General features: G+C 70.7%; 23 protein-coding genes and 2 pseudogenes. 9 read left to right on the top strand and 16 right to left on the bottom strand.

What is annotated here, in order from left to right; all coding sequences use genetic code 11:
- The first annotated feature begins 12 nt into the window (after positions 1-12).
- Positions 13-402, top strand: coding sequence for a hypothetical protein (locus tag QFZ74_RS03705; protein WP_307619330.1), 390 nt, complete (start codon positions 13-15; stop codon positions 400-402).
- A gap of 115 nt (positions 403-517) precedes the next feature.
- Here QFZ74_RS03705 and QFZ74_RS03700 read toward each other — a convergent pair whose 3' ends face one another.
- Positions 518-658, bottom strand: coding sequence for a hypothetical protein (locus tag QFZ74_RS03700; RefSeq protein WP_307619329.1), 141 nt, complete (start codon positions 656-658; stop codon positions 518-520).
- Between QFZ74_RS03700 and QFZ74_RS03695 the strand changes: the two genes are divergently transcribed.
- Positions 657-833, top strand: a complete 177-nt coding sequence (locus QFZ74_RS03695; protein WP_307619328.1) for a hypothetical protein — start codon at positions 657-659, stop codon at positions 831-833. The genes QFZ74_RS03700 and QFZ74_RS03695 overlap by 2 nt on opposite strands.
- A gap of 230 nt (positions 834-1,063) precedes the next feature.
- Complete coding sequence (locus QFZ74_RS03690) at positions 1,064-3,157, top strand: NB-ARC domain-containing protein (RefSeq protein ID WP_307619327.1); 2,094 nt, start codon at positions 1,064-1,066, stop codon at positions 3,155-3,157.
- Here QFZ74_RS03690 and QFZ74_RS03685 read toward each other — a convergent pair.
- The 6 genes and pseudogenes from QFZ74_RS03685 to QFZ74_RS03660 all read right to left on the bottom strand — a co-directional run bounded on the left by QFZ74_RS03685 (position 3,145) and on the right by QFZ74_RS03660 (position 9,096).
- The gene (locus QFZ74_RS03685; protein WP_307619326.1) at positions 3,145-4,728 is read right to left on the bottom strand and encodes a translation initiation factor 2; all 1,584 of its coding nucleotides are present in this window, start codon (positions 4,726-4,728) and stop codon (positions 3,145-3,147) included. The two genes, QFZ74_RS03690 and QFZ74_RS03685, sit on opposite strands and share 13 nt — an antisense overlap.
- A 531-nt stretch (positions 4,729-5,259) precedes the next feature.
- Positions 5,260-5,805: a GNAT family N-acetyltransferase gene (locus QFZ74_RS03680; RefSeq protein WP_307619325.1), complete on the bottom strand. Its 546-nt coding sequence runs from the start codon at positions 5,803-5,805 to the stop codon at positions 5,260-5,262.
- An 80-nt stretch (positions 5,806-5,885) separates the two neighbouring features.
- Positions 5,886-7,517, bottom strand: a pseudogene (locus tag QFZ74_RS03675) (IS200/IS605 family accessory protein TnpB-related protein).
- Positions 7,510-8,087, bottom strand: a pseudogene (locus QFZ74_RS03670) (IS607 family transposase). Before QFZ74_RS03670 ends, QFZ74_RS03675 begins: the two co-directional pseudogenes overlap by 8 nt.
- A 220-nt stretch (positions 8,088-8,307) precedes the next feature.
- A complete protein-coding gene (locus QFZ74_RS03665; RefSeq protein ID WP_307619324.1) occupies positions 8,308-8,928 on the bottom strand; it encodes a D-Ala-D-Ala carboxypeptidase family metallohydrolase in 621 nt (206 codons plus the stop codon).
- Positions 8,929-8,961: 33 nt separating this feature from the next.
- Positions 8,962-9,096, bottom strand: a complete 135-nt coding sequence (locus QFZ74_RS03660) for a hypothetical protein (protein WP_307619323.1) — start codon at positions 9,094-9,096, stop codon at positions 8,962-8,964.
- A 220-nt stretch (positions 9,097-9,316) separates the two neighbouring features.
- Here QFZ74_RS03660 and QFZ74_RS03655 point away from each other — a divergent pair, with 220 nt between their 5' ends.
- From QFZ74_RS03655 to QFZ74_RS03645, 3 genes are all read left to right on the top strand, one after another.
- Positions 9,317-9,631, top strand: coding sequence for a hypothetical protein (locus QFZ74_RS03655; protein ID WP_307619322.1), 315 nt, complete (start codon positions 9,317-9,319; stop codon positions 9,629-9,631).
- A 23-nt stretch (positions 9,632-9,654) separates the two neighbouring features.
- Positions 9,655-9,942, top strand: coding sequence for a hypothetical protein (locus QFZ74_RS03650; protein WP_307619321.1), 288 nt, complete (start codon positions 9,655-9,657; stop codon positions 9,940-9,942).
- 158 nt (positions 9,943-10,100) lie between these two features.
- Positions 10,101-10,721 carry a LysE family translocator gene (locus tag QFZ74_RS03645; protein ID WP_307619320.1) on the top strand — a complete coding sequence of 207 codons (621 nt, stop codon included), beginning with the start codon at positions 10,101-10,103 and terminating at the stop codon, positions 10,719-10,721.
- A gap of 39 nt (positions 10,722-10,760) precedes the next feature.
- Here the strand turns inward: QFZ74_RS03645 and QFZ74_RS03640 are convergent, their stop codons facing one another.
- The 8 genes from QFZ74_RS03640 to QFZ74_RS03605 all read right to left on the bottom strand — a co-directional run bounded on the left by QFZ74_RS03640 (position 10,761) and on the right by QFZ74_RS03605 (position 18,195).
- On the bottom strand, positions 10,761-11,189 hold the full coding sequence (locus QFZ74_RS03640; protein WP_307619319.1) for a hypothetical protein: 429 nt from the start codon (positions 11,187-11,189) through the stop codon (positions 10,761-10,763).
- A complete protein-coding gene (locus tag QFZ74_RS03635) occupies positions 11,186-11,647 on the bottom strand; it encodes a nuclear transport factor 2 family protein (protein ID WP_307619318.1) in 462 nt (153 codons plus the stop codon). The genes QFZ74_RS03640 and QFZ74_RS03635 overlap by 4 nt, the downstream gene beginning before the upstream one ends.
- Positions 11,644-12,759 (bottom strand): Xaa-Pro peptidase family protein, encoded by a 1,116-nt coding sequence (locus QFZ74_RS03630; protein WP_307619317.1) that lies wholly within the window; start codon positions 12,757-12,759, stop codon positions 11,644-11,646. The genes QFZ74_RS03635 and QFZ74_RS03630 overlap by 4 nt, the downstream gene beginning before the upstream one ends.
- A gap of 74 nt (positions 12,760-12,833) precedes the next feature.
- Positions 12,834-13,775 (bottom strand): ABC transporter ATP-binding protein, encoded by a 942-nt coding sequence (locus QFZ74_RS03625; RefSeq protein WP_307619316.1) that lies wholly within the window; start codon positions 13,773-13,775, stop codon positions 12,834-12,836.
- Positions 13,772-14,620 (bottom strand): ABC transporter ATP-binding protein, encoded by an 849-nt coding sequence (locus QFZ74_RS03620; protein WP_307619315.1) that lies wholly within the window; start codon positions 14,618-14,620, stop codon positions 13,772-13,774. Before QFZ74_RS03620 ends, QFZ74_RS03625 begins: the two co-directional genes overlap by 4 nt.
- Positions 14,617-15,537 (bottom strand): ABC transporter permease, encoded by a 921-nt coding sequence (locus QFZ74_RS03615; RefSeq protein ID WP_307619314.1) that lies wholly within the window; start codon positions 15,535-15,537, stop codon positions 14,617-14,619. Before QFZ74_RS03615 ends, QFZ74_RS03620 begins: the two co-directional genes overlap by 4 nt.
- On the bottom strand, positions 15,534-16,628 hold the full coding sequence (locus QFZ74_RS03610; protein WP_307619313.1) for an ABC transporter permease: 1,095 nt from the start codon (positions 16,626-16,628) through the stop codon (positions 15,534-15,536). The genes QFZ74_RS03615 and QFZ74_RS03610 overlap by 4 nt, the downstream gene beginning before the upstream one ends.
- Positions 16,603-18,195: an ABC transporter substrate-binding protein gene (locus QFZ74_RS03605; RefSeq protein WP_307619312.1), complete on the bottom strand. Its 1,593-nt coding sequence runs from the start codon at positions 18,193-18,195 to the stop codon at positions 16,603-16,605. The genes QFZ74_RS03610 and QFZ74_RS03605 overlap by 26 nt, the downstream gene beginning before the upstream one ends.
- A 167-nt stretch (positions 18,196-18,362) precedes the next feature.
- Between QFZ74_RS03605 and QFZ74_RS03600 the strand changes: the two genes are divergently transcribed.
- Positions 18,363-18,992, top strand: coding sequence for an Lrp/AsnC family transcriptional regulator (locus tag QFZ74_RS03600; protein ID WP_307619311.1), 630 nt, complete (start codon positions 18,363-18,365; stop codon positions 18,990-18,992).
- A 97-nt stretch (positions 18,993-19,089) separates the two neighbouring features.
- Here QFZ74_RS03600 and QFZ74_RS03595 read toward each other — a convergent pair whose 3' ends face one another.
- Positions 19,090-20,622 (bottom strand): AMP-binding protein, encoded by a 1,533-nt coding sequence (locus QFZ74_RS03595; RefSeq protein WP_307619310.1) that lies wholly within the window; start codon positions 20,620-20,622, stop codon positions 19,090-19,092.
- A 278-nt stretch (positions 20,623-20,900) separates the two neighbouring features.
- Between QFZ74_RS03595 and QFZ74_RS03590 the strand changes: the two genes are divergently transcribed.
- Together QFZ74_RS03590 and QFZ74_RS03585 are read left to right on the top strand one after the other, a co-directional pair.
- On the top strand, positions 20,901-21,074 hold the full coding sequence (locus QFZ74_RS03590) for a hypothetical protein (protein ID WP_307619309.1): 174 nt from the start codon (positions 20,901-20,903) through the stop codon (positions 21,072-21,074).
- A 9-nt stretch (positions 21,075-21,083) separates the two neighbouring features.
- Positions 21,084-22,286: a cysteine desulfurase family protein gene (locus QFZ74_RS03585; RefSeq protein ID WP_307619308.1), complete on the top strand. Its 1,203-nt coding sequence runs from the start codon at positions 21,084-21,086 to the stop codon at positions 22,284-22,286.
- Positions 22,287-22,300 lie beyond the last annotated feature (14 nt).

The following is a 22,300-nucleotide window of genomic DNA, read 5'->3' as shown; positions in this document are numbered from 1 at the left end:
CAGGAGGAACCAGTGTCATACCCGCAACTGCTCACCCCCGAGGAGAAGCTCGCCGACGCGAAGAAGCAGCTGAGCCTCCCGCGTATCGTCGTGATCTGCGGCTCCACCCGCTTCATGACCGAGATGAACGAGGCCGATCTGCGGGAGACCAAAGCCGGAAAGATTGTCGTCAAACCGGGCTGTGACATGAAGTCGCCGCACGAACTTTGGTCCGATCCTGTCGAGGCCGAGGCGCTGAAGGTTCGACTCGACGATCTGCACCGGGCGAAGATCCGGCTCGCTGATGAGGTGCTCGTAGTCGGCGACTACATCGGAGACAGCACCCGAGCCGAAATCGCCTACGCCCGGTCGCTGGGCAAGCCCGTGCGGTTCACGCACCCCGAAGTCGACCCTGACGCCTGACCGCCCGCTGCCACCTCGACAACCAGGGTCGGCAGCCCGCCGCCTGACTGTCTTGCGGTGGCTTCGGCCGCCGCCCACCCCACACCCCCTGCAGGCATCCCTTGGAATTGATCATCTAGTTGTTCGGGATGTTCCCGGGCGGCGGCGTGGCCTGCCCCATGGTGAACGTGATGCTGGAGAAGCTCTTTGCCTGGAGAACCGGCCCGTACTGCGTCCCGCCGCTGATCTCGTTGTGCACGGCACCGTCCCCGTCCATGGCGTCGCGTGCGTCCCTGCCACCACTGCTCCAGAAGCCCTCTGAACTCGGTGTCGAGAGCGGCTCGTACACCCAGGGCGGTCGCCAGGGCCTGCGCGTGAGCGGCGCTGCCGGGGTCGGTCGCCAGCAGGGCGATCTCGGCCTCGCCCGAACTCACGCCGGCGAGCTCGGCTGACTGTCCCCGCTCGCCGCGCCGGAAGGGGCGTCGTACGAGCGTCGCGAGCGCCTGCCACGCGCTGCGCCCGGCTTCGCCGCCGAGGCTTCCGGCCAGTGCGGTGAGGGCCGCGGCAGTGATGGGTTCCATGAAACGCTCCTAGGGTTGACGTGTGACAGCCATACCCCACCAAAGCCACGGAACTACCTGGCGCGCTGTCATATCCGCTGTCACGTCATAGTGTTGACGTCATGGTCGAGGAGACGCGCAACAGCCTGGACGGGCGGGCGGAAGCGGTGGTCCAAGCCGGACGCATCGGAGAACTGCACCAGCACTGGAACGGCACTACCCCCACCACCGTTCAACCCGTCCCCTTCCAACTGCCTCCGGCCCTGACACGGTTCGAGAACCGCCATGCGGAGCAGGAGCGCATCACCAGGGCGGTCGAGAGTCACGCGGATCACGAAGGGCCGCTGGTCGTCGCGTTGAGCGGAGTCGGCGGAATCGGCAAGACGGCGCTCGGTTTTCACATGGCCCGCCGGCTCAGCGACCGCTATCCGGACGGGGTGCTGTACGTGGACCTCGACGACCTGCGCCGGGACGGCGGAGTGGAAGTCACCGATGCGATGGGCGAGTTGCTGACCGGCCTCGGCGTCGCCCCGGAGTGGCTGGAGCGATCCTCGGCAGCTCGCTCGAAGCAGTACTGGACCAGGACCCGGAACAAGCGACTCATCGTAGTCGTCGACAACGCCCGGTACGGCAGTGAGGCGCTCCCGCTGCTCCCCGCCTCCGCCGGCAGTCTGGCCATCGTCACAAGTCAGGGGCGTCTGTACGACCTTGAGGGTACGGCCGCCGTCGAGGTGGCCGTGAACCCGTTGTCGGCGGAAGACGCCCTACGGCTGCTGACGAACATCGTGGACGATCCGCGCTTCGTGGCCGAGCCGGAGGCCGTGGCTGAACTCACACGTGGCTGCGGTGGACTTCCCGCCGCGCTTCAGGTGGCCGGGCACTGGGTCCGCAGGTACCGCCGGCGGAGCCTGTCGCGGCTCGTCTCCGAGCTGACGGCGGAACTCCACCAGAAGGGCATTCCCATGGTCGAGGCGGTCTGGGACGCCGCGTACGCGGGACTCGGCCCGCAGGCCGCGCGCCTGTATCGCCTGCTGCCCCAGCATCCCGCTCCCGTCGTCACGGCTCCGGTGACGGCCGCGCTGCTGGGAGACGGGCCGGAGGAAGCTGCCGACGCACTGGAGGAACTGGAATCGGCGGGTCTCCTGGAGAGCCGCCCCGAGGGCTACCGGATGCACGGCCTGCTCCGCGGCCACGCCGAGCGCCGTGCCGGGCAGGACGACCGGGACGGGACGGAGCGCGCGGCTGCCCGCTGCGCGCTGATCGGCTGGTACCGACGCCAGGCCGCGCGCGCCGACCTACTGGCGGCCGGCCCCCGGATGACCTTCGCCGAACCACCCGCACCGACCGGTCAGGAAGCCGACGACATCACGTTCGCCGGCAAGGGCGACGCTCTGAAGTGGCTCCAGTCGGAGCGCCTCGCACTGTACGGCTGTGTCCGGCTCGCCTTTGAGGACGGGCTCTACGACGATGCCTGGGCGCTGTGCGAACCGCTGTGGACGCACTTCCTCGACCACCGGCACTACGCGGACATCACGGACACCTTCCGTATGGGCGTGGCGGCGGCCGACCGGACCGAGTACCTCCCGGCCATGATCCGCATGCGCTGCCAACTGGCGAGGCCGCTGTGGGAGCAGGAGCGCTACGACGAGGCCGAGGAGCAGATGCGCCACGCGCTCCATGCGTCCGAGTCCCTCGGAACCTCCACCGTCGAGCGCAAGTTGCGAGCGTCCACGGTGGAGTTCAGGGGGCTGGTGAAGTCGGCGCGGGGCGACTGGGCGGGTGCCGCCATCGACTTCGAGGCCTCGCGAGCGGTCCACGCCGAGATCGGCAACGCCTACGGTGTGCTGCTGCAGACCTACCTGCTGGGCCGTACCGCCCTGAAGCAGGGAAACGCCGAGCGCGCCCTCCAACTGCTGGGCGAGGCATATGACATGGCCGTGGAGCAGCGTCGGGAACGGATGACGGCGCGGTCGGGGTTCGAGCTGGGCCGTGCGCTGCGGCACGTCGGCCGCAAGGCTGAAGCGGAGGAGCTTGTGCGCGCCGCTTTGCTCAGTGCTCGTGAGCGAGGCGCCGGCATCGACGAGGCGCGGATCCTGGAGGAACTGGCGTTCCTCGTCGCCGAGCGGGGCGGCATCGAGGAGGCGGAGCAGTGCCGCTCAGCGGCAAGGGAGTTGGCGCGACAAGTCGGCCTGGCGGACGACGGTCAGAGCTCGTAGTCGAGGTCGGTCGCGTCTGCCTCGTCGAGGTGGACGCGGACCGTCAGCGTCCCGACGTCGCACACCAGCGATGTGGGCGTCGTCTGTCGCGCGGTGCTGCCGAGCCAGGCATGGACTGCCGAGACCACGGCGGCCGGGTCCGGACGCAGGATCTGTCCGCCGGTGCGACACGGCTCGATGTGGACTCGGTAGGCGCGGCCGGTGGTGCGATGCCGGATCACGCAGTGCGTCCGGCTGAGGATCGCGGCGGCGGTACGGCAGCCAGGGGCGTCTTCGAGAACGCGGCTCAGCCAGCCACCCGCGGTCCACGTGCGGCTGTTGGGAACCGCGGGGGCGGCCGACGCCTGACGCCACAGCACGGCGGCGCTCTCCACGTGGCGCTGTCCGGCGCCCGGGTACTCGGCCGCCAGGTGATGTACGGCCTCGGAGGTGTGGGGGGCTAGGCGTACTGTGCTGATCCGGTTTTCCGACACCTCCGCCCGTACGGCCCAGGCGAAGGGACGGTGGGCCGGGGTGGTGGGTGTGCGCAAGGTGGCCGGGGCTACCGGGGCGGCGGCGCGTGGCGGCAGTTCGAGCAGTCGGTACAACTCCCGCCGCAGTTGGCCGAGAGCCTCTCCCTGACACGCGAAGGCGGACCGTGCGAGGTCGGCCGTGTCCACCGACGTGGCGGTGGCGAGGGTGTCCTCCAGGTCGCTGGGAGTGGCGAGTTGAGGGACGTGCTGCAGGAGCTGGGCCATGGTACTGCCGGGTATCAGCTCCTCTCCTCCGGCGTAGGCGCCGATGACAGGACGGCCCAGGGCAGCGGCGTACAGGGCACTCGACCCGTGGTCGGTGACGACGGCGTCCGCCGCGACCAGCACGGCGGCCCACTCCTCGTGCGGGTCGGGAAGCAGGAGACCGGCGGCCAGGGCGGGGGAGAGCTGCCGGGAGAGATCGAAGGAGCCGATCCGGCTGTACTCGTTCGGATGCAGGATCAGGGCGAACTGGTATGCGTCGCAGGGCAGTTGCGCCACGAGTTCGGCTGCCAGCCCCGGGCGTCGGGCGAGGAGGGACTCGGGCCCCCAGGTGGAGGTGAGGACCACCAGTCGGCGGCCGCCTGTCCCCAAGGCGTCCCGATACAGCTCACGGTGGCGGGCTGAGGCGAGCAGTCGGTCCAAGGTGGGGTCGCCGATCACGGTTGCCCGCGCGGCGGCCGGGGTGCAGGTCCGGTCGAGGATGGCGAGTTGGTCATCGTGGGCCAGGGCGTACAGATCGGCCCAGGGGGCGCCGTCCTTGAGCAGGTAATGGGGGTCCAAGCCGGATGGAAGGTGTGGCGTACCTTCTCCGTGGATCGCCTTGTTGAAGCCGGCGCCGTGGGGCAGCAGGGCGCGGGGGCCTGAGAGGGCCTGAAAGGAACCCTTGGGGCTTGCGGTCAGGATGAGGTCGTGCTTGCTGTCACAGGCCGTGTCCCAGGGGACGGTTCGGGCGCCGGAGCGTTCCAGGGCCGCCAGTGCGTCCACGTCGAAGTCTGATCCGGGGACGAGGGTGAAGCGGATACTGACACGCTCGTCGCCCTCGAAGACGGGCAACACATCAAGAAGCCGATGCAGTGCTCCGGCCGATCGAACGGCCACGAGCACGACCCGCTGCCCGCTGCCCGCTGCCCGCTGCCCGCTGCCCGCTGCCCGCTGCCCGCTGCCCGCTGCCCGGCGAAAGGATCATTCTAGCAGGAAATCGTTTCTATTGGTGTTGCTCTGGTCGATACGCGTGAAGTGAATTCGCGCCTTGGGTGGTCCCGTCGCGATCCTATCCGGGGCGCTTCAGTCGAGGCCCTGGGCATGCACGACCGCTCCGGAAATCGTGGTCAACGCCGCGCCCGCTCCGGACACCGATGCGGTGAACTCACAGCCCCGCGCCGGTCAGTTGAGTGACGCGGTACTTGCCAAGGCCTAGGAGCAGGCCGTCCCCGTCCCCCGCTACATCCCGGTCGATCAGCTGGGAACGTGCGACGACTGCGGCTTCGCCCCGTTCGCGGACGACTCCTCCCCCTCGCGCCAGGCCGCCTTCGCCAACCGCCTGGGTCCCGCTCCTGCCGCACCCCTCTCCCAGCCCAAAGTCCCCACCTACGAGTGCAGTTGCGCGAACTCGTCCGCAAGCAGGCCCATGACGACGAGATCGTGGTGCTCGCCGGCGAAGAACACGCGATCGCGCAACCGCCCCTCCTCAGCGAAGCCCAGCCGCCGGTGAAGGGCCAGTGATCCGTCGTTGGAGGCGAATATCCGCGCCTCGCACCGGTGATAGCGCCGCTCCGCGAACATGAACCGCAAAAGCATGACCACCGCCTCGGCCGCGTAGCCCTTGCGGCGATGCGCGGCGCCCAGCGTGACGCCGTACTCGAACCAGCCCGCGTGCGGATCCGCGTGATGCGAGCCGACGGCACCGACCACGGCGCCCGTGTCCATCTCCTCGATCGCCAGCACGAAGCAGTCGTCGTCGGGCTTGGCGGCGGCCTGTTCCCTCGTCCAGGACCGGAAGCCCTCGGCGGAACGAGGAGGGTGCAACAGGTCTCCCAACCGCTCCTCGTCCACGGCGAACTGCATGAACGCGGCCCAGTCGTCGGGCTCGATGCCGCGCAGGCGTACGCGCTTGCCGGTCCAGAACGATGTCATCCCTTATTCGATCACACCACAGCGCGCTCACTCAGGCCTCGGTCTTGAGGGTGGCGTCATCGACTGGTGCCGCACCGTTCCTAATCAGTGAGCAGGAGTGAGTCTTGTGCCCATACCTGGTCACTGCGGACATCCCGAACGGTTTTGGGTGTCCTGGTCGCCCGCGTACTCGCCGCGTTCGGTGGCACGGATCGTGTCCGTGGTCCGGGGACGCGGGGGCGGGTTCCCTCGCGCCCAAGAATGTCCGGTCGGGCCTGGACGGTCCGATGCCCGCGACGATCGCTCTGGTCGTCGCGGGGCGGTGCCGTCCGTCGCCGGATCGGGTGCCCTTGGGCGCGTCGCCCGATCGCGATGCTCGCCGCATCGTGACGGGTGGTCTTGCGAGTCTTGCTGGTGAGGGGCTTCTGTCAGTGCTGGGCACCCCAGCGGGAGGTGTAGGCCGGGTCGACGGCGATGATTGCGATGCCGGTCTGGTCGGCCATCGAGGTCAGCCGGGCACGAAGCCTGCCCGTGGGCATGCCGGAGATCAACTGGCGGAAGCGGCGCTTGCGCCCGTGCTTCTCTCGTGTCTTCTCCGCCGCGAAGTCCAGATCCTCGACCGCGACAGCGGCAACGCCGCAGGTCTTGGCCCAGTTCAGCAGCCGCGCCAGCGCATGCCGCACTTGTGCGTCACGATGATCGCTCGATCCGCTGAGGTCGTAGGAGAAGCGGCGTGGGTTGCCGACGGGGTTGCCGTGGACATCGAGCCGCCAGGCGGCCAAGTGGTCGGCATTCATGTCGACGCCGATCACACCGTCGGCGAGCGCGGCCTCGACGGGGATGGTCCTGGTGGGCGGGATCGTCCACGCTGCGGTCAGGTACCAGCGCCCGCGCTCCGCGTCGTAGTGGATGCGGTAGGCAACGGACCGGTTCGCTTCCACGCGGTCGACCCACTGGGTGCCTCGGTGCGGGAAGCGCACCGTCACGGCGAGGACGTACCGGCCGTGCTTGGCGTTCGCCAACCCGGCCAGCGGCGCGGGCAGCTTGACCGACACCTCACCCTCGGGCGTGACGCGGATCGTCTCGTTGCCGTACCGCTTACCGGACTCGCCGTCTACCTGGAGGAACCAGCGCGATGCCTGCCACCGCTGTCGCCACTGCGGCTCGGTGAGTTGTGCGTGTTCGAGGTTGTGGCGGGTGTTCAGCAGACGCTTACCGCCCCGTGCCACGTGGACGATTCCGTGTCCACGGTCGGCGCGGACCTGTTCGAGCCGGTCTTCGAGGACATGCAGGCGGCGCGTCTTGTGGAACCATTCGCGGGCGCAGCGGTAGCCGCCCGGAGCGCGCTTGCTGCCTTTCTCGCCGACCGGGAGCGACAGGCGGTGCCGGATCGTCTTCACGCCGGCTTCGAGAGAGAGAAGGTGCGCTGTCTGCCCGCGCCGGGCCAGTGCCCATTGGTCGTGCGTGGCCTTGGTGATACTGCCCGCCCACCGCGACGACGAGCCGGCAGTGAGTTCCCGCTTACGGGCCGCCCACGACTCGGTGGAGTGCTCCAGAGCGTCAGCGCAGCGGGCCTTGAGGTCCTTCGACGCGAGCGACCCAAGGTGCGCGCCCACCGTCCGCAACACCTTCTCGTCCCCGGGCGTGAGGTTCTTGAGACGGGTATGTACTGCCACACCGGACGGCCCAAGAGCGACAAGCGGCGCCTCGACCGGACGTAGGCGGTCAGCCATGCTCGGCAGCCTCCAACGCCTTGCGGGCCCGGTTCTTCGCCGACTGGCGACCGTACAGGCGAGCGCGCAGAACGACGTCAGCACCTCCACCATGTCCCGCACCAAGTCGTCCTCGACTTCACCGCCGTCGAGCACGACGAGGCGGCGGCCCGAGGCGGACAACGCGGCTTCGACGAGTTCGACGTTCATCCGCCCAAGCCTGTCCTTGTGCTCGACCACCACGGCCGTCACCTTCGGGTCGGCCAACAGCCGACGCGCCTTCGAGCGGGCCCCGTTCATGCCCGACGCGATCTCGGACTCGACCCGGACGACCACGCCGCCCGCCCTGGCCGCCCACGTGGACAACCGGGCCAACTGCCGCTCCGGATCGCCCTTCTGGTCATGCGAGGAGACGCGGGCATACAGACCCAGGCCGCCCACCGCTCCCGGAGCGGTGCTGGTCTCGATGTTCACCAGGATCGTGCGCGGCCCGACTCGCTGAGCCGGCACCGGCAACGTCCCCTCACGAAACCAGCGATACGCGGTCTGCGGATGCACGCCCTGCGTCTTCGCCCATTCCGTCAGATTCACACTCTGACAACGACACTCACCCATACATGGTTACGCTCACTTACCCGATCTCGAGGGCCAACAGGTGAAGGCCCCTTCGGCGGCCGGGGGGTTCGCTCGCCGTGACGCCGCGAGGTGAGGGTCGCCCACTGTGGCTCGCGCCCGCCCGTGCGCGGACCGGCGGCACGCGGATCCCGCGCAGGCGGAACCCGCGGTACCGCAGAGGAAGGCCGCGAGCGTCTCAGACGGTGCCGCTCTCCCACCACCAGGACCCGGAGCCGTACGACGGGTACTGGACCCGGCTGTCGACGTGTTGCCATGAGTGTGTGTACGCCTCGAGGCCCGAGAAGCCGCAGGTCTCGGCGATCCGGTAGACCTGGAGCGTGGTGTACCCGGACACCACGACGTCCGCGGCGACGCCGTAGCAGTGCATGCTGTTCGACGCGCCGCCCACCGAGGAGTTGTAAGCGGTGCTGCGGAAGCCGGAGTTGATGGTGACCGCGCTGTTGCCCGCCTTCTTGCGCAGCGCCTCCAGCTTGTACATGAGGCGGCGCACGTTCTCCTTGACCTCAGCCGACCCCACCTTGCCGCCGCTGAACCCGGAGCCGTCGTGCGAGGTGAACTCGCTCCACTCGAAGTGAGCGGTCGAACCGTCGCCGCTCTCCAGGCTGTTGAGCGTGCTCTGGGTCTGCGGGCCGACGACTCCGTCCGCGGACAGGCCGTACGCCGACTGGAACCGCTTGACCGCGGCCGCCGTCGCCGGGCCGAAGTCGCCGTCCCACGCGACGTAGGTCTGCTGCGCGGAGGACGCGGCCCAGCCGCCGACGCGGATCTGGAGTTCCTTCACGTCGGCGCCGGTCATCCCCTGCTGAAGGGTGCGGCTCCAGCCGTACGCCTACGCGCTGCCCGCCGTCCCGATCGTGACGGCCGAGACGCCGAGGGCCGCCGTGAGGCCGGCCGCGGTGCGCAATACGGCGCGCCGGTTCACGCCACGATCCGACTGCGCGTCCGGGTGCGGTGTTCTGTCCATGGAATGCCCTCTTCCCTGCGGTCGAGTTCCGAGTTCCCAGTGGCTGAGTTGCGCATGACAATTCGACAGGCTACGCGCATAGAGGTGAGCGGGCTACTGGCCGGACGCCGCTTTCGCGTGATGGCAGGGCGGCCGGCCTTACGGTCACCCTGTTGCGCTCATGTCAATCCCGCTATGGTATACGCGCGTTGAGCCATCACCCACGAGGAGTCGATGCGCCATGCCCTATCTCAGAAGTGCCCTCGCCACCTGCGCGGCCGCGGTCGCCACCGTCGCGCTGCTCCAGGCTCCGGCCCGCGCCACCGTCGTCCCGGAGCACGCGATCATCGTCTGCCAGAGCGCCAGCTTCTACGCCAACTACGACAGCTCCTCCGGCCCCACCGGCTTCGTCCGCACCCTGTACTACGGGGACAAGGTCGGCCACACCCGCGGCGTCCACCCGGTCTACAACGGGTGGGCCGCCACCTTCGACTTCGGCCCCAACGACTGGGGTTACGTGCGCTACGAATGCATTGGCGGCTACGGCTCCTGGTGAGCCGGACTCGGGGAGGCAACGTCATGTCCGTACTCCGCACCATCCGTCTCGCGGCAGTGGCGGCCTCGGTCTGCGCCGCCGTGCTGCTCGGCTCCGGCCCGGCCCAGGCCGCCAACGGCACCATCGGCGAACGTGAGACCGTCTGCGCCCAGGACCTCTTCGTCCGGACCGACCCGGGAGGCGCCTGGATGGGCACCCTCTACCAGGGCCAGACCTTCCTGGTGGAGAGCAAGCAGTCCGGCTGGGTGTACGGCTTCGCCTACGGCAACATCAACCGTCACGGCTGGGTCCAGGACGGCTGGTTCTGCTGACGCCGTCCTGCTCCCGCTCCATGGGCGCGCCGGGGCAGGCCACCTGACAGGCCGCCGCCCCCGGCGCGTCCGCGCGCGATCATCGTCGGCGCGCCCAGGGCCTCAATACAGCAAGGTCCTGTGGACACCGCCGGCGCCCCAGCCCCACGATGGGACGCATGCTGAGCACCCTCCTCGTCTTCCTCGGCGCCTGCACGCTGATAGCCGCCTCGCCCGGACCGAGCACGATGCTGATCATCAAGCAGTCCCTGCGCAGCAGGCGCGCCGGGTTCCTGACGGTGCTGGGCAACGAGACCGGCATCTTCATCTGGGGCGTCGTCGCCGCACTCGGGCTGACCGCACTGCTCGTGGCGTCCCGGCTGGCGTACGACATCATGCGGATCGCCGGTGCCTTGACCCTGATCGCCTTCGGCGTCAAGGCGCTGCTGGACGCCCGCCGGGGGCCGGGCGAGGAGAGCCCGGAGGAGTCGGCGACTCCGCGCTCGGGCTGGGCTTCGTACCGCTCGGGCCTGCTGCTGAACCTGGCCAACCCCAAGGCCGCCGTCTTCGCGATGTCCTTCCTCCCGCAGTTCGTGCCCGCGAGGGCGCCCCATCTGCCCACCATGATCGGCCTGGCGGCGATCTGGGCCGTCTACGAGATCGGCTACTACGGCCTGTACGTCTGGTTCGTCGGCCGGCTGAAGAAGGTCATCTCCCGGGCCGCGGTGCGCAAGCGCCTGGAGCAGATCTCCGGCGGCGTGCTCCTCGCGCTCGGGATCCGGATGGCCTTCGAGAGCTGACGACGAGCAGACGACGAGCTGACGACGGTCCCGCGGCCTTCAGTCGCCGGGTGTCCCGCCGGCGCGGTCCTTCCTCGTGCGGGGCAGAGCGAGCATGGCGGTGAACCACCGCGCGGCCCGCTCCGCGAGGAACTCCGGTGAGCCCGAGAGCTGGATAGCGGTCTGCGGGGTGCGTTCCAGCGTGTACAACTGGTCGTGGAACTCGCCGCCGACGAGCTGCGAGCCCGTGAAGAACGCGCCGACGGTCAGGATGTGCCTCTCGGGCTCCGTGCTGGGGTCCCACATGTCCAGGGTGACCATCAACTCGGTGCGGTTCTCGAAGACGGCGAAGGACGCGTAGGTGTCCTCGGCGTCGCAGGTCCACCTCCCGTCCTGCGCGCGCTCACGGAGGACGGCGAGGAACCGCTCGCCCTCCTCCGTGAGGTCCAGCTCGGGGTCGGCCTCGAACCAGATGCTGCTCTCGTTCATGGGCGGCGGCTCACCAGTTCCTGCTGGAGATCCTCGTGCAGGTGGACGATGTGCCACCGGCCGTGGGATCGGCGGAGGACCGCGGTGTTGCGGATCATCAGGGACGGGGGAGCGGGATAGTCGACCCGCAGCCAGTAGCGCGCCAGGGCCAGGTCGCCGAACACGTCGATGATCTCGCCGTGCGCTTCGAGACCGGTCTCCCGGGCGCCCGCGTCGGTCGGGCGCCGCTCGCGTACGTCGTCCAGCGCGGCCTTTCCGCAGACGAGGTCCGCAGTCGCGGAGTCGAAGACGGTCGCGTCGGGGTCCAGGGAGGAGTCGATGCCGGGGCGGTCGCCCGCCATGAACGCCCGGTACATGCCGGTGATCACGCCCCACACGGCGTCGAGGTCGGCGGACGTCCCGCCGGGACGGGCGCCGCCGGGCGGGTGCGCGGTCCGTTCGTCACGGGGTTTCGTCATGGCAGCACGGTCAGGTCGCGCGGGGTGAGGTTGAGCCGCTCACCGCCGTCCTCGGTACAGATCACGATGTCCTCGATCCGGGCCCCGAACCGGCCGGGGAGGTAGATGCCCGGTTCGATCGAGAACGCCATCCCGGGTTCCAGCACCAGCTCGGAGCCGGTCACGATGTACGGCTCCTCGTGGCTCTCCACGCCGATGCCGTGGCCGGTGCGGTGGATGAAGTACGGGCCGAAGCCCGCCTCGTCGATGAAGTCCCGCCCGATCGCGTCGAGTTCGCCCGAGGTGATCCCCGGGCGCACGGCGTCGGTCTGCCGGCGCTGGGCGGCCAGCAGTACCTCGTGCAGGCGCAGATAGTCCGCCGGCGCCTCGCCGAGCACGTAGTTGCGCGTGGAGTCGGAGCAGTAGCCGTCCTCGGTGGTGCCGCCGATGTCGACCACCACGGTGTCGCCGGGCCGCATCACCCGGTCGGACAGGTCGTGGTGCGGACTGGCGCTGTTGGGGCCGGAGCCGACCACGACGAAGTCGGTCCGCACATGGCCCTCGGCGACGATCGCGTCGGCGATGTCCCGGCCCGCCTCGCGCTCGGTGCGCCCCGGCCGCAGCCACTCGCCCATCCGCGCGTGCACCCGGTCGATGGCGGCCCCGGCCCGGCGCAACGCCCCCACCTCGGCCGCGCTCTTGCGCCTGCGCAGCGCGCTCAGCACCGTCCCGGCGAGCGCCTGGCGGGTGCCGGGCAGCGCGGCGCGGAAGGCCATGGTCTTCTCCGCCCACATGTGGTTGTCCACGCCGACACAGGCCGGCCGCGCGGGCAGCCGGGCGGCGACGAGGGCGTACGGGTCCTCGGTCTCGGTCCAGCCCGTGATGCCGATGCCGAGGCCCCCGGCCGGTGAGGCCAGCGCGGCCGGACGCTCCAACTCCGGTACGACGAGGAAGGCTTCGCCCTCGGCGGGCAGTACGAGACAGGTGAGGCGCTCCAGGGGCAGCGCGTCGTAGCCCGTGAGGTAGCGCAGGTCGGCGCCGGGGCTGATCAGCAGCGCATCGAGCCCCGCGGCCGCGGTGGCCTGCCGGGCGCGTTCCAGTCTCTCGGCAGGATGGACAGCGGTGGTGGTCACGGTGGGGTTTCTCCGTTGCTCGGGGATGACAAGGCGTGGGGTCCAGGCCAAGGCGTGGCCGCTCGGCCACCGGTTCAGGCCGCGTAGAGGCGGCACGCCACGCCGCCCGCGACCAGCTGCGGGTCCTCACGGTCGCAGCCGTCGAACGCGGACGGGCAGCGCGGATGGAAGCGGCAGCCGCTCGGTGGTGCGGCGGGATCGGGTACGTCGCCCGGGAGTTCGGCCGGCAGCAGCCCGGCGCCGTCGGGCCGGGGCACGGCGGCGAGCAGCGCCCGGGTGTAGGGGTGACGGGGGTCGTTCCAGACCTCGTCGGTGGGCCCGGTCTCCACGATCCGGCCGAGGTACATCACGGCGATCCGGTCGGCGATCAGCCGTACGACGGACAGGTCGTGGCTGATGAACAGCAGCCCCGCGCCGGACTCCACGGCCAGGGACCGCATCAGCGTGGCGACCTTGGACTGGGCCGAGGCGTCCAGGGCGGAGATCGGCTCGTCGCCGACCAACAGGCGCGGCCGGGCCGCCAACGCGCGGGCGACGGCGATGCGTTGGCGCTGGCCGCCGGAGAACTCGTGCGGATACCGCTCGGCGGCCGACTCAGGCAGCCCGACACGGGTCAGGTACTCCCGCGGCGACTCGCCGCCCCCGCCGCTCTCACCGCGCTCGACGGCCGTACGGATGCCGTCGGCGATCTGCGCGCCCACCCGGCGGCGCGGGTTGAGCGATCCGTACGGGTCCTGGAAGACCATCTGGATGCGGGTGAGCGCGAGGTCGCGGCGGCGTACACCGAGCGGGCGCACGGGAGTTCCGTCGAAATCGATCCGGCCCTCCGCCGGGGCGGTGAGCCCGCAGACCGCGCGGGCCAGCGTCGACTTGCCGCAGCCGGACTCGCCGACCAGCCCGACGACCTCCCCGGCACGGACGTCAAGACTGACGCCCGCCACCGCCCGGGTCGGCGGCGCGCCGGACCCGCGGTACTGGACGACGAGGTCGGAGACCGACAGCAGGGGCGAGCTCATGACGTACTCCTGGAGGACTCGGCGTCGGCCGGGAAGCGGGCGTCGGTCCCGGATGGGGTGCGGCCCGGAAGGGCGTCCAACAGGGTGCGGGTGTAGGCGTGTTCAGGCGTGGTGAGGATCCGGGCGCGGGGCCCGGTCTCGACGATCCGGCCCTCGCGCATGACGCTCACCGTGTCCGCGACCGCCGACATCACCCCCAGATCGTGGGTGACCAGCAGGACGGCCAGGCCGAGTTCGTCGCACAGCCGGCGCAGCAGCCGCAGGACACCGGCCTGCACCGTGACGTCGAGGGCGGTGGTCGGTTCGTCGGCGATGAGGATGGTGGGATCGCAGGCCAGGGCTGCGGCGATGGCGATGCGCTGCCGCATGCCGCCGGAGAACTGGTGCGGGTAACGCCCCAGCGCCTGGGCGGGGTTGGGGATGCGGACCTGGCCGAGCAGCTCGGCGGCCCGGGCGCGGGCGGCCTTGCGGTCCAGCCCGCGGTGGTGGCGCAGATGATCGGTGAGCTGATGGCCGACGCTGAGCATGGGGTGCAGGCTCGTGGCCGGGTCCTGGAAGACCATGCTGATCGCGGAGCCGCGCAGGGCGTTGAGCCGCTTCGGCTCCAGCGTGAGCAGGTCGGTGCTGCCGCCCGCGGGCCCACCGTCCAGGACGATCCGCCCCCCGGTGCGGGCCCCTTGCGGCAGCAGCCCGAGCACGGCGAGCCCGGTCATCGTCTTGCCCGAGCCGCTCTCCCCGGCGAGCCCGTGAATGCGGCCGGTCTCCAGGGCGAGGTCCACGCCGTGCAGGATCCGCCCGCCGGACGGCAGGTCGACGGTCAGCCCGCTGATCTCCAGGGCGCTCATGCCACCCGCTCCTTCTCCGCGCCGATCGTGCGGGCGGCGTTGGGGTCGAGGGCGTCCCGCAGCGTGTCGCCGAGGAAGTTGAAGGCCAGGACCACGGTGAGGATGGCCAGCCCCGGGAACACCCCGATCCACCACTTGTCGAACTGCTGGGTGCCGGTGGCGACCATCGAACCCCACTCCGGGGCGGGCGGCTTGGCGCCGAGCCCCAGGAAGGACAGGCCCGACAGCAGCAGCGTCGCGGTCCCGATGTCCAGGGTGGCCAGCACCAGCAGCGGCCCGAGGACGTTCGGCAGCACGTCGACCCGCAGCGACCGCCACGCCGAGAAGCCCAGCAGCCGTCCGCTGAGCACGAACTCGCGCGAGCGGATGCCGAGGACCAGACCGCGCGTGACCCGGGCGTACGACGGCCAGGCGACCACCAGCACCGCCAGGACGGCGTTCTGCAGGCTGGCGCCGAGAGCCGCCGCGACGACCATCGCCAGGATCACGGTCGGGAAGGCGAAGACGAGGTCCGCGACGCGCATCACCGTCTCGTCCACCCACCGCCCGAAGAACCCGGCGCAGGCGCCGAGCGCACCGCCGATCAGCAGGGACAGCACCACCAGCAGCAGCGCGAGCGGCACCGAGACGCGCGCCCCGTAGAGCACCCGGCTGAGCACGTCCCGGCCCAGCTCGTCGGTGCCGAGCCAGTGCCCGGCGCCGGGGGAGGCCAGCCGGGGCAGCTCCTGCGCGAGCGGATCGTGCGGGGCGAGCAGCGGCGCCGCCAGGACGACGACCAGCCAGAAGGCGGTGATCACGGCGCCGGTGACCGCGAGCGGCCTGCGCCAGGCGTGGGGCAGCCGTTTCAGGATGCCGAGTCTGGTGTGTCTGCTCTGTTCGCTGTGTCGGCTGTGTCCGCTGTGTCCGCTGAGTATCAACTCACCCTCACCCTCGGGTCGATCACGCCGTACAGCACGTCCACGGCGAGGTTGACGAGCAGATAGATCACGCCGACCACCAGACCCACCCCCATCACGGCGGGCAGGTCCAGCGTGGTCGCGCTGCGGTAGGCGTACGCGCCCAGGCCCGGCCACGCGAAGATGGCCTCCACCAGGACCGTCCCGGACAGCAGGGCGCCGAAGGCCAGTCCGGCCACCGTGATGACCGGGACAAGGGCCGCCCTCAGTACGTACTGGAGCAGAACCGTCCGGCCGGGCAGGCCCTTGGCGCGGGCCGCGCGGACGTAGTCCTGCCCCAGCACCTCCAGCACCGCGGAGCGGGTGAACCGGGTGAGCAGGCCGACCGTGTAGGCGGTCAACACCAGGGCGGGCAGGGCGAGATGGCCGAGCGCGCTCCAGAAGACCGGCCACTGCCCGGCCAGCGCGGCGTCGAGCGTGAACAGCCCCGTCACATGCGGCGGGGCGGCCGTACCGGGGTCGAGCCGGCCGCTGCCCGGGGCGATGCCCAGGCGGTAGAAGAAGACGTAGAAGGCGAGCAGGGCCAGCCAGAACGTGGGCAGGGACACCCCGAGCAGGCTCAGCACGCGCAGCGCCTGGTCGGTGAACCGGTCCCGGCGCAGCGCCGCGACCACCCCGAACGCGACCCCGATGACCAGGGACAGCACGATCGCCGTACCGGCCAGCTCGACGGTGGCCGGCACCGCGGCCCGCAGGTCCTCCAGGACGGCCTGGTGGCTCTGCTGCGACTCGCCGAGGTCACCGTGGAGCAGGTTGCCGAGGTAGGTCACGTACTGGACCGGCAGCGGCTGGTCGAGTCCGTAGTGGTGGCGGAACTGGGCGACGATCGCCGGGTCGCCGACCGCCCGCTGCCCGAGCGCGGCGGCGGCCGGATCGCCCGGGACCAGGTTGGTGAGCACGAACGTCACCAGCGTCACGCCCAGCATGAGCAGGGCGGCCGTGCCGGTGCGCCGGGCCAGGAAGTACGCGAACGGGTGGCGGTGCCGGGCGGCCGCGGCGCGCTGCCGCAGCCCCCTGGCCCCACCCTCACTTACTGCCGACGGCCGCGACATCGATCGTCCACACGGGGTTGTACGCGACACCGGTCACGGTGGCGGCGGTGACGGTGTTCCGGCTGGGCTGGAGCAGCGGGACGAACGGGCCGGACGCGTTCATCCGCGTCTGGATCTCCTCGTACAGCTTCGCGCGGGCGGAGTCGTCCGTCGTGGTGGCCGCCTTCTCGCCGAGGTCCGTCAGCTTCGCGTCGGCGCCCGTCTTCCAGCCGGCGCGCAGGCCGACCAGGTTGCCGGGCAGGAAGGCCAGGTAGTCGCTGGGGTCCGGATAGTCCGGTCCCCAGTACCAGAGCCCCATCTCCTCCTTGCCGTTGCGGTACTTGTCCAGCTCCGTGGTCGTCGGCGCGGGGGCGAGGTCGACGGTGATGCCGACCTCCTTCAGCTGGGCCTGGACGCGCTCGGCGATCGTCTGGAGGGACAGGCCGTCCACGGTCAGGTCACTGGGGTAACCGAGCGTCACCGACGGCTTCTTGACGCCGCTGGCGGCGAGGGCGGCCTTGGCCCCGGCGACGTCCCGGCCCGCCTTCCGCGCGGCGGGAAGGGAGCCGACGAACGTCGAGGGAATGATGCCGGCGGCCTGGACCGAGCCCTTGCCGGAGAGGGAGAGCAGGCTCGCGTAGTCGACGCCCTTGCGCACGGCCTCGGCGAACTTCGCGTTCGAGGTGACCGAGCTGATCTTCTTGTCCTGGTTGAGCAGCAGGAAGATCACGTCGGAGGAGGTGCCGCCGAGCACCTTCAGCCCGCCGGTCAGCCCCTGCACCTGGTCGGAGGTGAGGTCGAGGGCGATCTGACTGTCGCCGCGCTGCACGTTCAGCTTCTGCGTCGGGCCCTGGACGTTGCGGATGACGACCTTGTCGTACGCGGGCCTCGCGGCACCCGTGTACTTCGGGTTCTTCTCCAGCACGACCTGGGTGTTGGTGTTGAACGAGGTCAGCGTGTAGGGGCCGGAGCCCGCGGAGTGGGCGTTGAGGTAGGTCTCCGCCTTGTCGCCGGGGGTGTCGCTGCCGGCCTTGGCCTTGACCGTCTTGCTGTTCAGGATGCCCAGCGCCGGGTTGGGCAGGATGTACGGCAGCGCCGGGTTGGCCTTCTTCGACGTCAGGGTGACGGTCGAGGGGGCGGTCTTCGTCACGGTCACGCCGTCCAGGAGGAAGGACGGGTTGCCCTTGAGCCCGATCACCCGGTTCAGCGAGAACACCACGTCGTCGGCGGTGACCGCGCCGCCGTCGGAGAACCTGGCGCCCGCCTTCAGGTGCAGCGTGAGCTTCTTGCCGTCCGCGGACTGCTCGTACGTCGCGAGCTCCGGCACCGGCTTGGTGACGTCACCGCCCTTGAACGTCAGCAGCGTCTGGTAGAGGGCCTTGTCGACGATCTGTCCGGTCGGCTCGAACTCCCGGCCCGGGTCCGCGGTCTTGAGGTTGAACGAGGTGTCGATCACCAGGGTCCTTCCGCCGGCTGCTCCCGCGGCCCCCGAAGGGGAACCGCCGGAACAGGCGCTCAGGGCCAGCGCCGCGATGGTGAGCAGGGAAAGGGCAGTTGCCGGGGACGCCTTGCTGGTTGGTCTCGACATGTGTGTCTCCGAGCTTCGAGGCAGAGCGGGGGACGGGCGCCGGGCTGCGTCACCGCCCCAACTGGACGGCGGCGCTGGACAATTCCTCGCTAGGGTGGGGTGAAGCTACACAGACGTTCCAGGGAATTGGCAAGACATTGGATGGATGTCTCGGGAATGGGGTTCTCATGGGAGATGTATCCAGCGGTGGCTCCTCGTCCGGTGACGGGTCTGGACGAATAGGCAGGGGGTTCGCCCTTGACAGCGTCCACCTGAAGATCCTCGAAGTCCTGCGCGTCCGGGGCCGGATCTCCGTCGCGGCTCTCGCGCAGCAGGTCGGGATCTCCCGGGCCGGGGCCTACACCCGCTTCGAGGCGCTGTGCGAGGAGGGCGTGATCGGGGGTTTCAGTGCCCGCATCGACTCGGCTCAAGTCGGCCTGGACGTCTGCGCGCTGGTCTTCGTGACGGTCCGGCAGGACATGTGGAAGCAGTTCCGCGCCACCCTTGAGGCCATGCCCGAGGTCGAGTACTGCGCGGTCACCACCGGCCAGCACGACGCCATGATCCAGGTCCGGGTCCCCAGCGTCGCGGCCGTGCACCGCCTGGTCACCGAGCGGCTCGCCAACGTCCCCGCGGTGCGGGCCACCGAGACCGTCTTCATCCTCGACGAGGTCTTCCGGCGCCCGTACGTCCTTCCCTCCGACGTCGCCGCCACCGAACCCCCGCCAGCCGCACCGCCGGGGCCGCCGCGCACGAGCCGCTACGGCATGACCCGCTTCATCCGCGCCTCCGACGGGCGCGCGGGCATGGAGCGCTGACCTCGGTCGAGCGCCCCAAGGCCCCCCTGCGCGAAGGGCGCTTGCCGAGGTGGTGTCGGCCTCGGACAAGCCCCCTTTACTCGCTTCCCGGTGAGGGTCAGCTCGTGGCGAGGCGGCGCAGCTCCTTCTTGTCGGGCTTGCCCACGTCCGTCAGGGGCAGCTCGGCCGGGAAGGTGATGGCGGCGGGCTCGTACATCGCGCCACGCTCGGCGCACACCATCGCGCGCAGCTCGTCGGCCGTGGTGGTGGCGCCGGGGGCGAGCAGCACGGCGGCGTGGACCCGCTCCATGCGGTCCGCGTCGCGGACGCCGAAGACGGCGCTCTGCCGGACGTCCGGGTGGCTGTTGAGGAGGTCCTCCAACTCGGTGGTGTACACGTGGCCACCGACCACGACGATCATGTCCTTGAGACGGTCCACCACGGTCAGGTAGCCGTGGTCGTCGCGGAAGCCGATGTCGCCGGTGTGCAGCCAGCCGTCCCGGAGCACCTCGGCGGTCAGCTCCGGCTGCTTCCAGTAGCCCTGCATGACCATGCCGGAGCGGACACAGATCTCGCCGTGCTCGCCGTTGGGCAGGACGTTGCCGTCCTGGTCGCGGATCTCCACCTCGACGCCGGGCGCGATCCGTCCGGCGGTGCGCAGCCGCGGAAGGTCGTCCGGGTCGTGGTCGTCCGGGGTGAGGACGCTGATGATGCCGCCCTCGTTCTGGCCGTACCCCTGCATCAGCACCGGGCCAAGGCGCCGTACGGCGTCGGCGATGCGGGTCGGGGAGGACTGGCAGCCGCCGTAGAGGACCTGACGGAGCGTCGAGGTGTCGGTGTGCTCCATGTCCGGCTGGTCGACCAGCTGGTAGAGGAGCGGCGGGAGCAGCCACAGGTGCGAGATGCGCTCGCGCTCGATGGTGCGCAGCACCTCGCCGGGCTCGAAGTCGTCGTGCAGGACGACCGTGCCGCCGGTCTCCAGCACGACGTCGGCGAGCATGCCGCCCGCGTGGGCGATGGTGGTGACGAGGAGCTGACGGGGCGGCGCGGTGTCGGTGCCGCCGGGGCGGGCGGTGCGCTGTTCCTGCACCTGCCGGAAGGTGGTGCAGATGCCCTTGGGGTGGCCGGTGGTGCCGCCGGTGTGGCGGATGGCGCAGATGTCGTCCGGTCCCGCCTGGCTCGGGAACGGCTCGCCGGACTGGGCGGCGGCGAGCGCCGGCAGGTCCTCGGCGATGTCGGAGGGACCGAGCATCAGCACGGACTTGACGTCGATGCCCCCGGCGATCTCGGCGGCCCGGCGGGCCATGCGGGGGTCGACGAGCAGGATCCGGGTGTCCACGTCCTGGATGATGGTGCTCTGCACGTCGGCGGCGAGCTTGCTGTACAGGTGCGTGACCTGAGCGCCGATCAGATGGGCGGCGTACCGTGCGGCGATCGCCTCCGGCAGGTTGCCGCTGAGCAGTGTGACCGTCTGGCCGTGCTCGACTCCCCGGGCGTGCAGGGCCCACGCCATCCGGTGCACCAGGTCGTGGAACTCCCCGGCGGTGACACGGCGGTTGCCGTGCACAAGTGCCTCGCGGTCGGGGTTCGCCCGCAGGGCGTCGAGGATGTCCTCGACATGGCTGCGGAAGCGCGGGGCGAGGTCGGGCATCTGTGGTCCTTCTGCGCCGGCGCACGTCGTCGCGGGCCGGCGTCTTGTTGCCGTACTTCTGTGGGGGGTGGGGCCCGGTAAAGGTTGCCTGGGCCAACCAAGATCGACTTTAGAACGGCCGTACGGGCATCACCAACTCGTGGACGGGTCACCGTCGGTAATCGGCCACCCCGTCAAATTTCCCCGCATGTGCGGCGATCGACCCCGTGGCCAACAGCGGCGCGTGCGCTTCCGGTTGCGCCGGAGGGAGTGCTTGACTACGGGACGGCATAGGACATTTGGCAACTACTCCCCACCAAGGTGAACCGCAGGCCATCGCGAACGGCTGGCAGGCGGTGCGACGGCTCCAGGCCGAGATGGACGAGGGGCGCCGCCACCGCCTGTCCCGCCTGGGGTTCCCCGACGACGAGGCGGCCGCCCTGTCCGCGCTGCACACCCGTAACTTCATGTGAGGCACCACCGTGAACGGACCCCGAGCCGCCGTCCCCGAACCCGGTCCGGTGTACCTGGACCACAACGCCACCACCCCGGTCGACCCCCGGGTGGTGGAGGCGATGCTGCCCTTCCTGACCGGCGACTTCGGCAACCCCTCCAGCGGACACACCCACGGCACGGCACCGCGCGAGGCGCTGGCCCGGGCCCGCCGCCAGGTCGCCGCGCTCATCGGCGCCGACGCCGAGGAGATCGTCTTCACGGGCTCCGGCTCCGAGGCGGACAACCTCGCGCTGCGCGGCGCCGTCCTCGCCGCGGGGGACGGCAGGCGGCGCTTGATCACCCAGGTCACCGAGCACCCGGCCGTGCTGGAGACGTGCGGGGCGCTGCACCGGCTGCACGGGACGGAGGTGACGTACCTGCCGGTCGACGAGAGCGGCCTGGTCGATCCCGCCGACCTGGCCGCGGCGCTGGACGACCGTACGGCCCTGGTCTCGGTGATGGCCGCCAACAACGAGACCGGCACCCTCCAGCCGGTCGCCGAGCTGGCCCGCCTCGCCCACGAGCACGGCGCCCTCTTCCACTGCGACGCGGCTCAGGCGGCCGGAAAGATCCCGGTGGACGTGCGGGAGACCGGCGCCGACCTGCTCACCGTGGTGGGCCACAAGATGCACGCCCCGAAGGGCATCGCCGCCCTCTACGTCCGCACGGGCGTCCGGCTGGAACCCCTGGTGTACGGCGGCGGCCAGGAGGGCGGACTGCGGGCCGGCACCGAGAGTGTCGCCCTCGCCGTGGCGCTCGGCGCCGCCGCCGAACTCGCCGCCGAGGACCTCGCGGCCGGCCGCGGCGCGTACGTCCAGGAGCTGCGCGACCGCCTGCACCGGCACCTCGTCCAGGCCCTCCCCGGACGGGTGTACGTGAATGGAGCCGAGCGCCGTCTGCCCGGCACACTTAACATCAGTATCGACGGCACCACGGGCCACGAACTGCTGGCCGCGGTGCCGGACCTCGCGGCCTCCACCGGCTCCGCGTGCCACGACGGAACCGGGGCGCCCTCGCCCGTACTGAGCGCGATGGGCCTGGACAAGGGCCGGGCGACGGCCGCCGTACGGCTGTCACTCGGCCGCCGGACGACCGCGGCGGACGTCGACCGGGCGGCCGGGATGCTGATCGGCGCCGTACACGCGCTGAGCCCGGCGCCGCCCGGCCGTTCCTGGTGTGATGCCCTCTGAATTGCCAGGCATTC

Source organism: Streptomyces sp. V3I7 (assembly GCF_030817495.1).
GTDB lineage: Bacteria > Actinomycetota > Actinomycetes > Streptomycetales > Streptomycetaceae > Streptomyces.
This window is presented reverse-complemented; position numbering and strand designations above follow the sequence as displayed.

Bases quoted from the DNA above. Each gene is read 5' to 3' on its own strand.
- QFZ74_RS03695 (WP_307619328.1), top strand. From the start codon at position 657: ATGGCGTCGCGTGCGTCCCTGCCACCACTGCTCCAGAAGCCCTCTGAA.
- QFZ74_RS03700 (WP_307619329.1), bottom strand. From the start codon at position 658: ATGGACGGGGACGGTGCCGTGCACAACGAGATCAGCGGCGGGACGCAG.
- QFZ74_RS03690 (WP_307619327.1), top strand. From the start codon at position 1,064: ATGGTCGAGGAGACGCGCAACAGCCTGGACGGGCGGGCGGAAGCGGTG.
- QFZ74_RS03680 (WP_307619325.1), bottom strand. From the start codon at position 5,805: ATGACATCGTTCTGGACCGGCAAGCGCGTACGCCTGCGCGGCATCGAG.
- QFZ74_RS03665 (WP_307619324.1), bottom strand. From the start codon at position 8,928: ATGACCGGCGCCGACGTGAAGGAACTCCAGATCCGCGTCGGCGGCTGG.
- QFZ74_RS03660 (WP_307619323.1), bottom strand. From the start codon at position 9,096: ATGGACAGAACACCGCACCCGGACGCGCAGTCGGATCGTGGCGTGAAC.
- QFZ74_RS03655 (WP_307619322.1), top strand. From the start codon at position 9,317: ATGCCCTATCTCAGAAGTGCCCTCGCCACCTGCGCGGCCGCGGTCGCC.
- QFZ74_RS03650 (WP_307619321.1), top strand. From the start codon at position 9,655: ATGTCCGTACTCCGCACCATCCGTCTCGCGGCAGTGGCGGCCTCGGTC.
- QFZ74_RS03645 (WP_307619320.1), top strand. From the start codon at position 10,101: ATGCTGAGCACCCTCCTCGTCTTCCTCGGCGCCTGCACGCTGATAGCC.
- QFZ74_RS03640 (WP_307619319.1), bottom strand. From the start codon at position 11,189: ATGAACGAGAGCAGCATCTGGTTCGAGGCCGACCCCGAGCTGGACCTC.
- QFZ74_RS03635 (WP_307619318.1), bottom strand. From the start codon at position 11,647: ATGACGAAACCCCGTGACGAACGGACCGCGCACCCGCCCGGCGGCGCC.
- QFZ74_RS03625 (WP_307619316.1), bottom strand. From the start codon at position 13,775: ATGAGCTCGCCCCTGCTGTCGGTCTCCGACCTCGTCGTCCAGTACCGC.
- QFZ74_RS03620 (WP_307619315.1), bottom strand. From the start codon at position 14,620: ATGAGCGCCCTGGAGATCAGCGGGCTGACCGTCGACCTGCCGTCCGGC.
- QFZ74_RS03610 (WP_307619313.1), bottom strand. From the start codon at position 16,628: ATGTCGCGGCCGTCGGCAGTAAGTGAGGGTGGGGCCAGGGGGCTGCGG.
- QFZ74_RS03605 (WP_307619312.1), bottom strand. From the start codon at position 18,195: ATGTCGAGACCAACCAGCAAGGCGTCCCCGGCAACTGCCCTTTCCCTG.
- QFZ74_RS03600 (WP_307619311.1), top strand. From the start codon at position 18,363: ATGGGAGATGTATCCAGCGGTGGCTCCTCGTCCGGTGACGGGTCTGGA.
- QFZ74_RS03595 (WP_307619310.1), bottom strand. From the start codon at position 20,622: ATGCCCGACCTCGCCCCGCGCTTCCGCAGCCATGTCGAGGACATCCTC.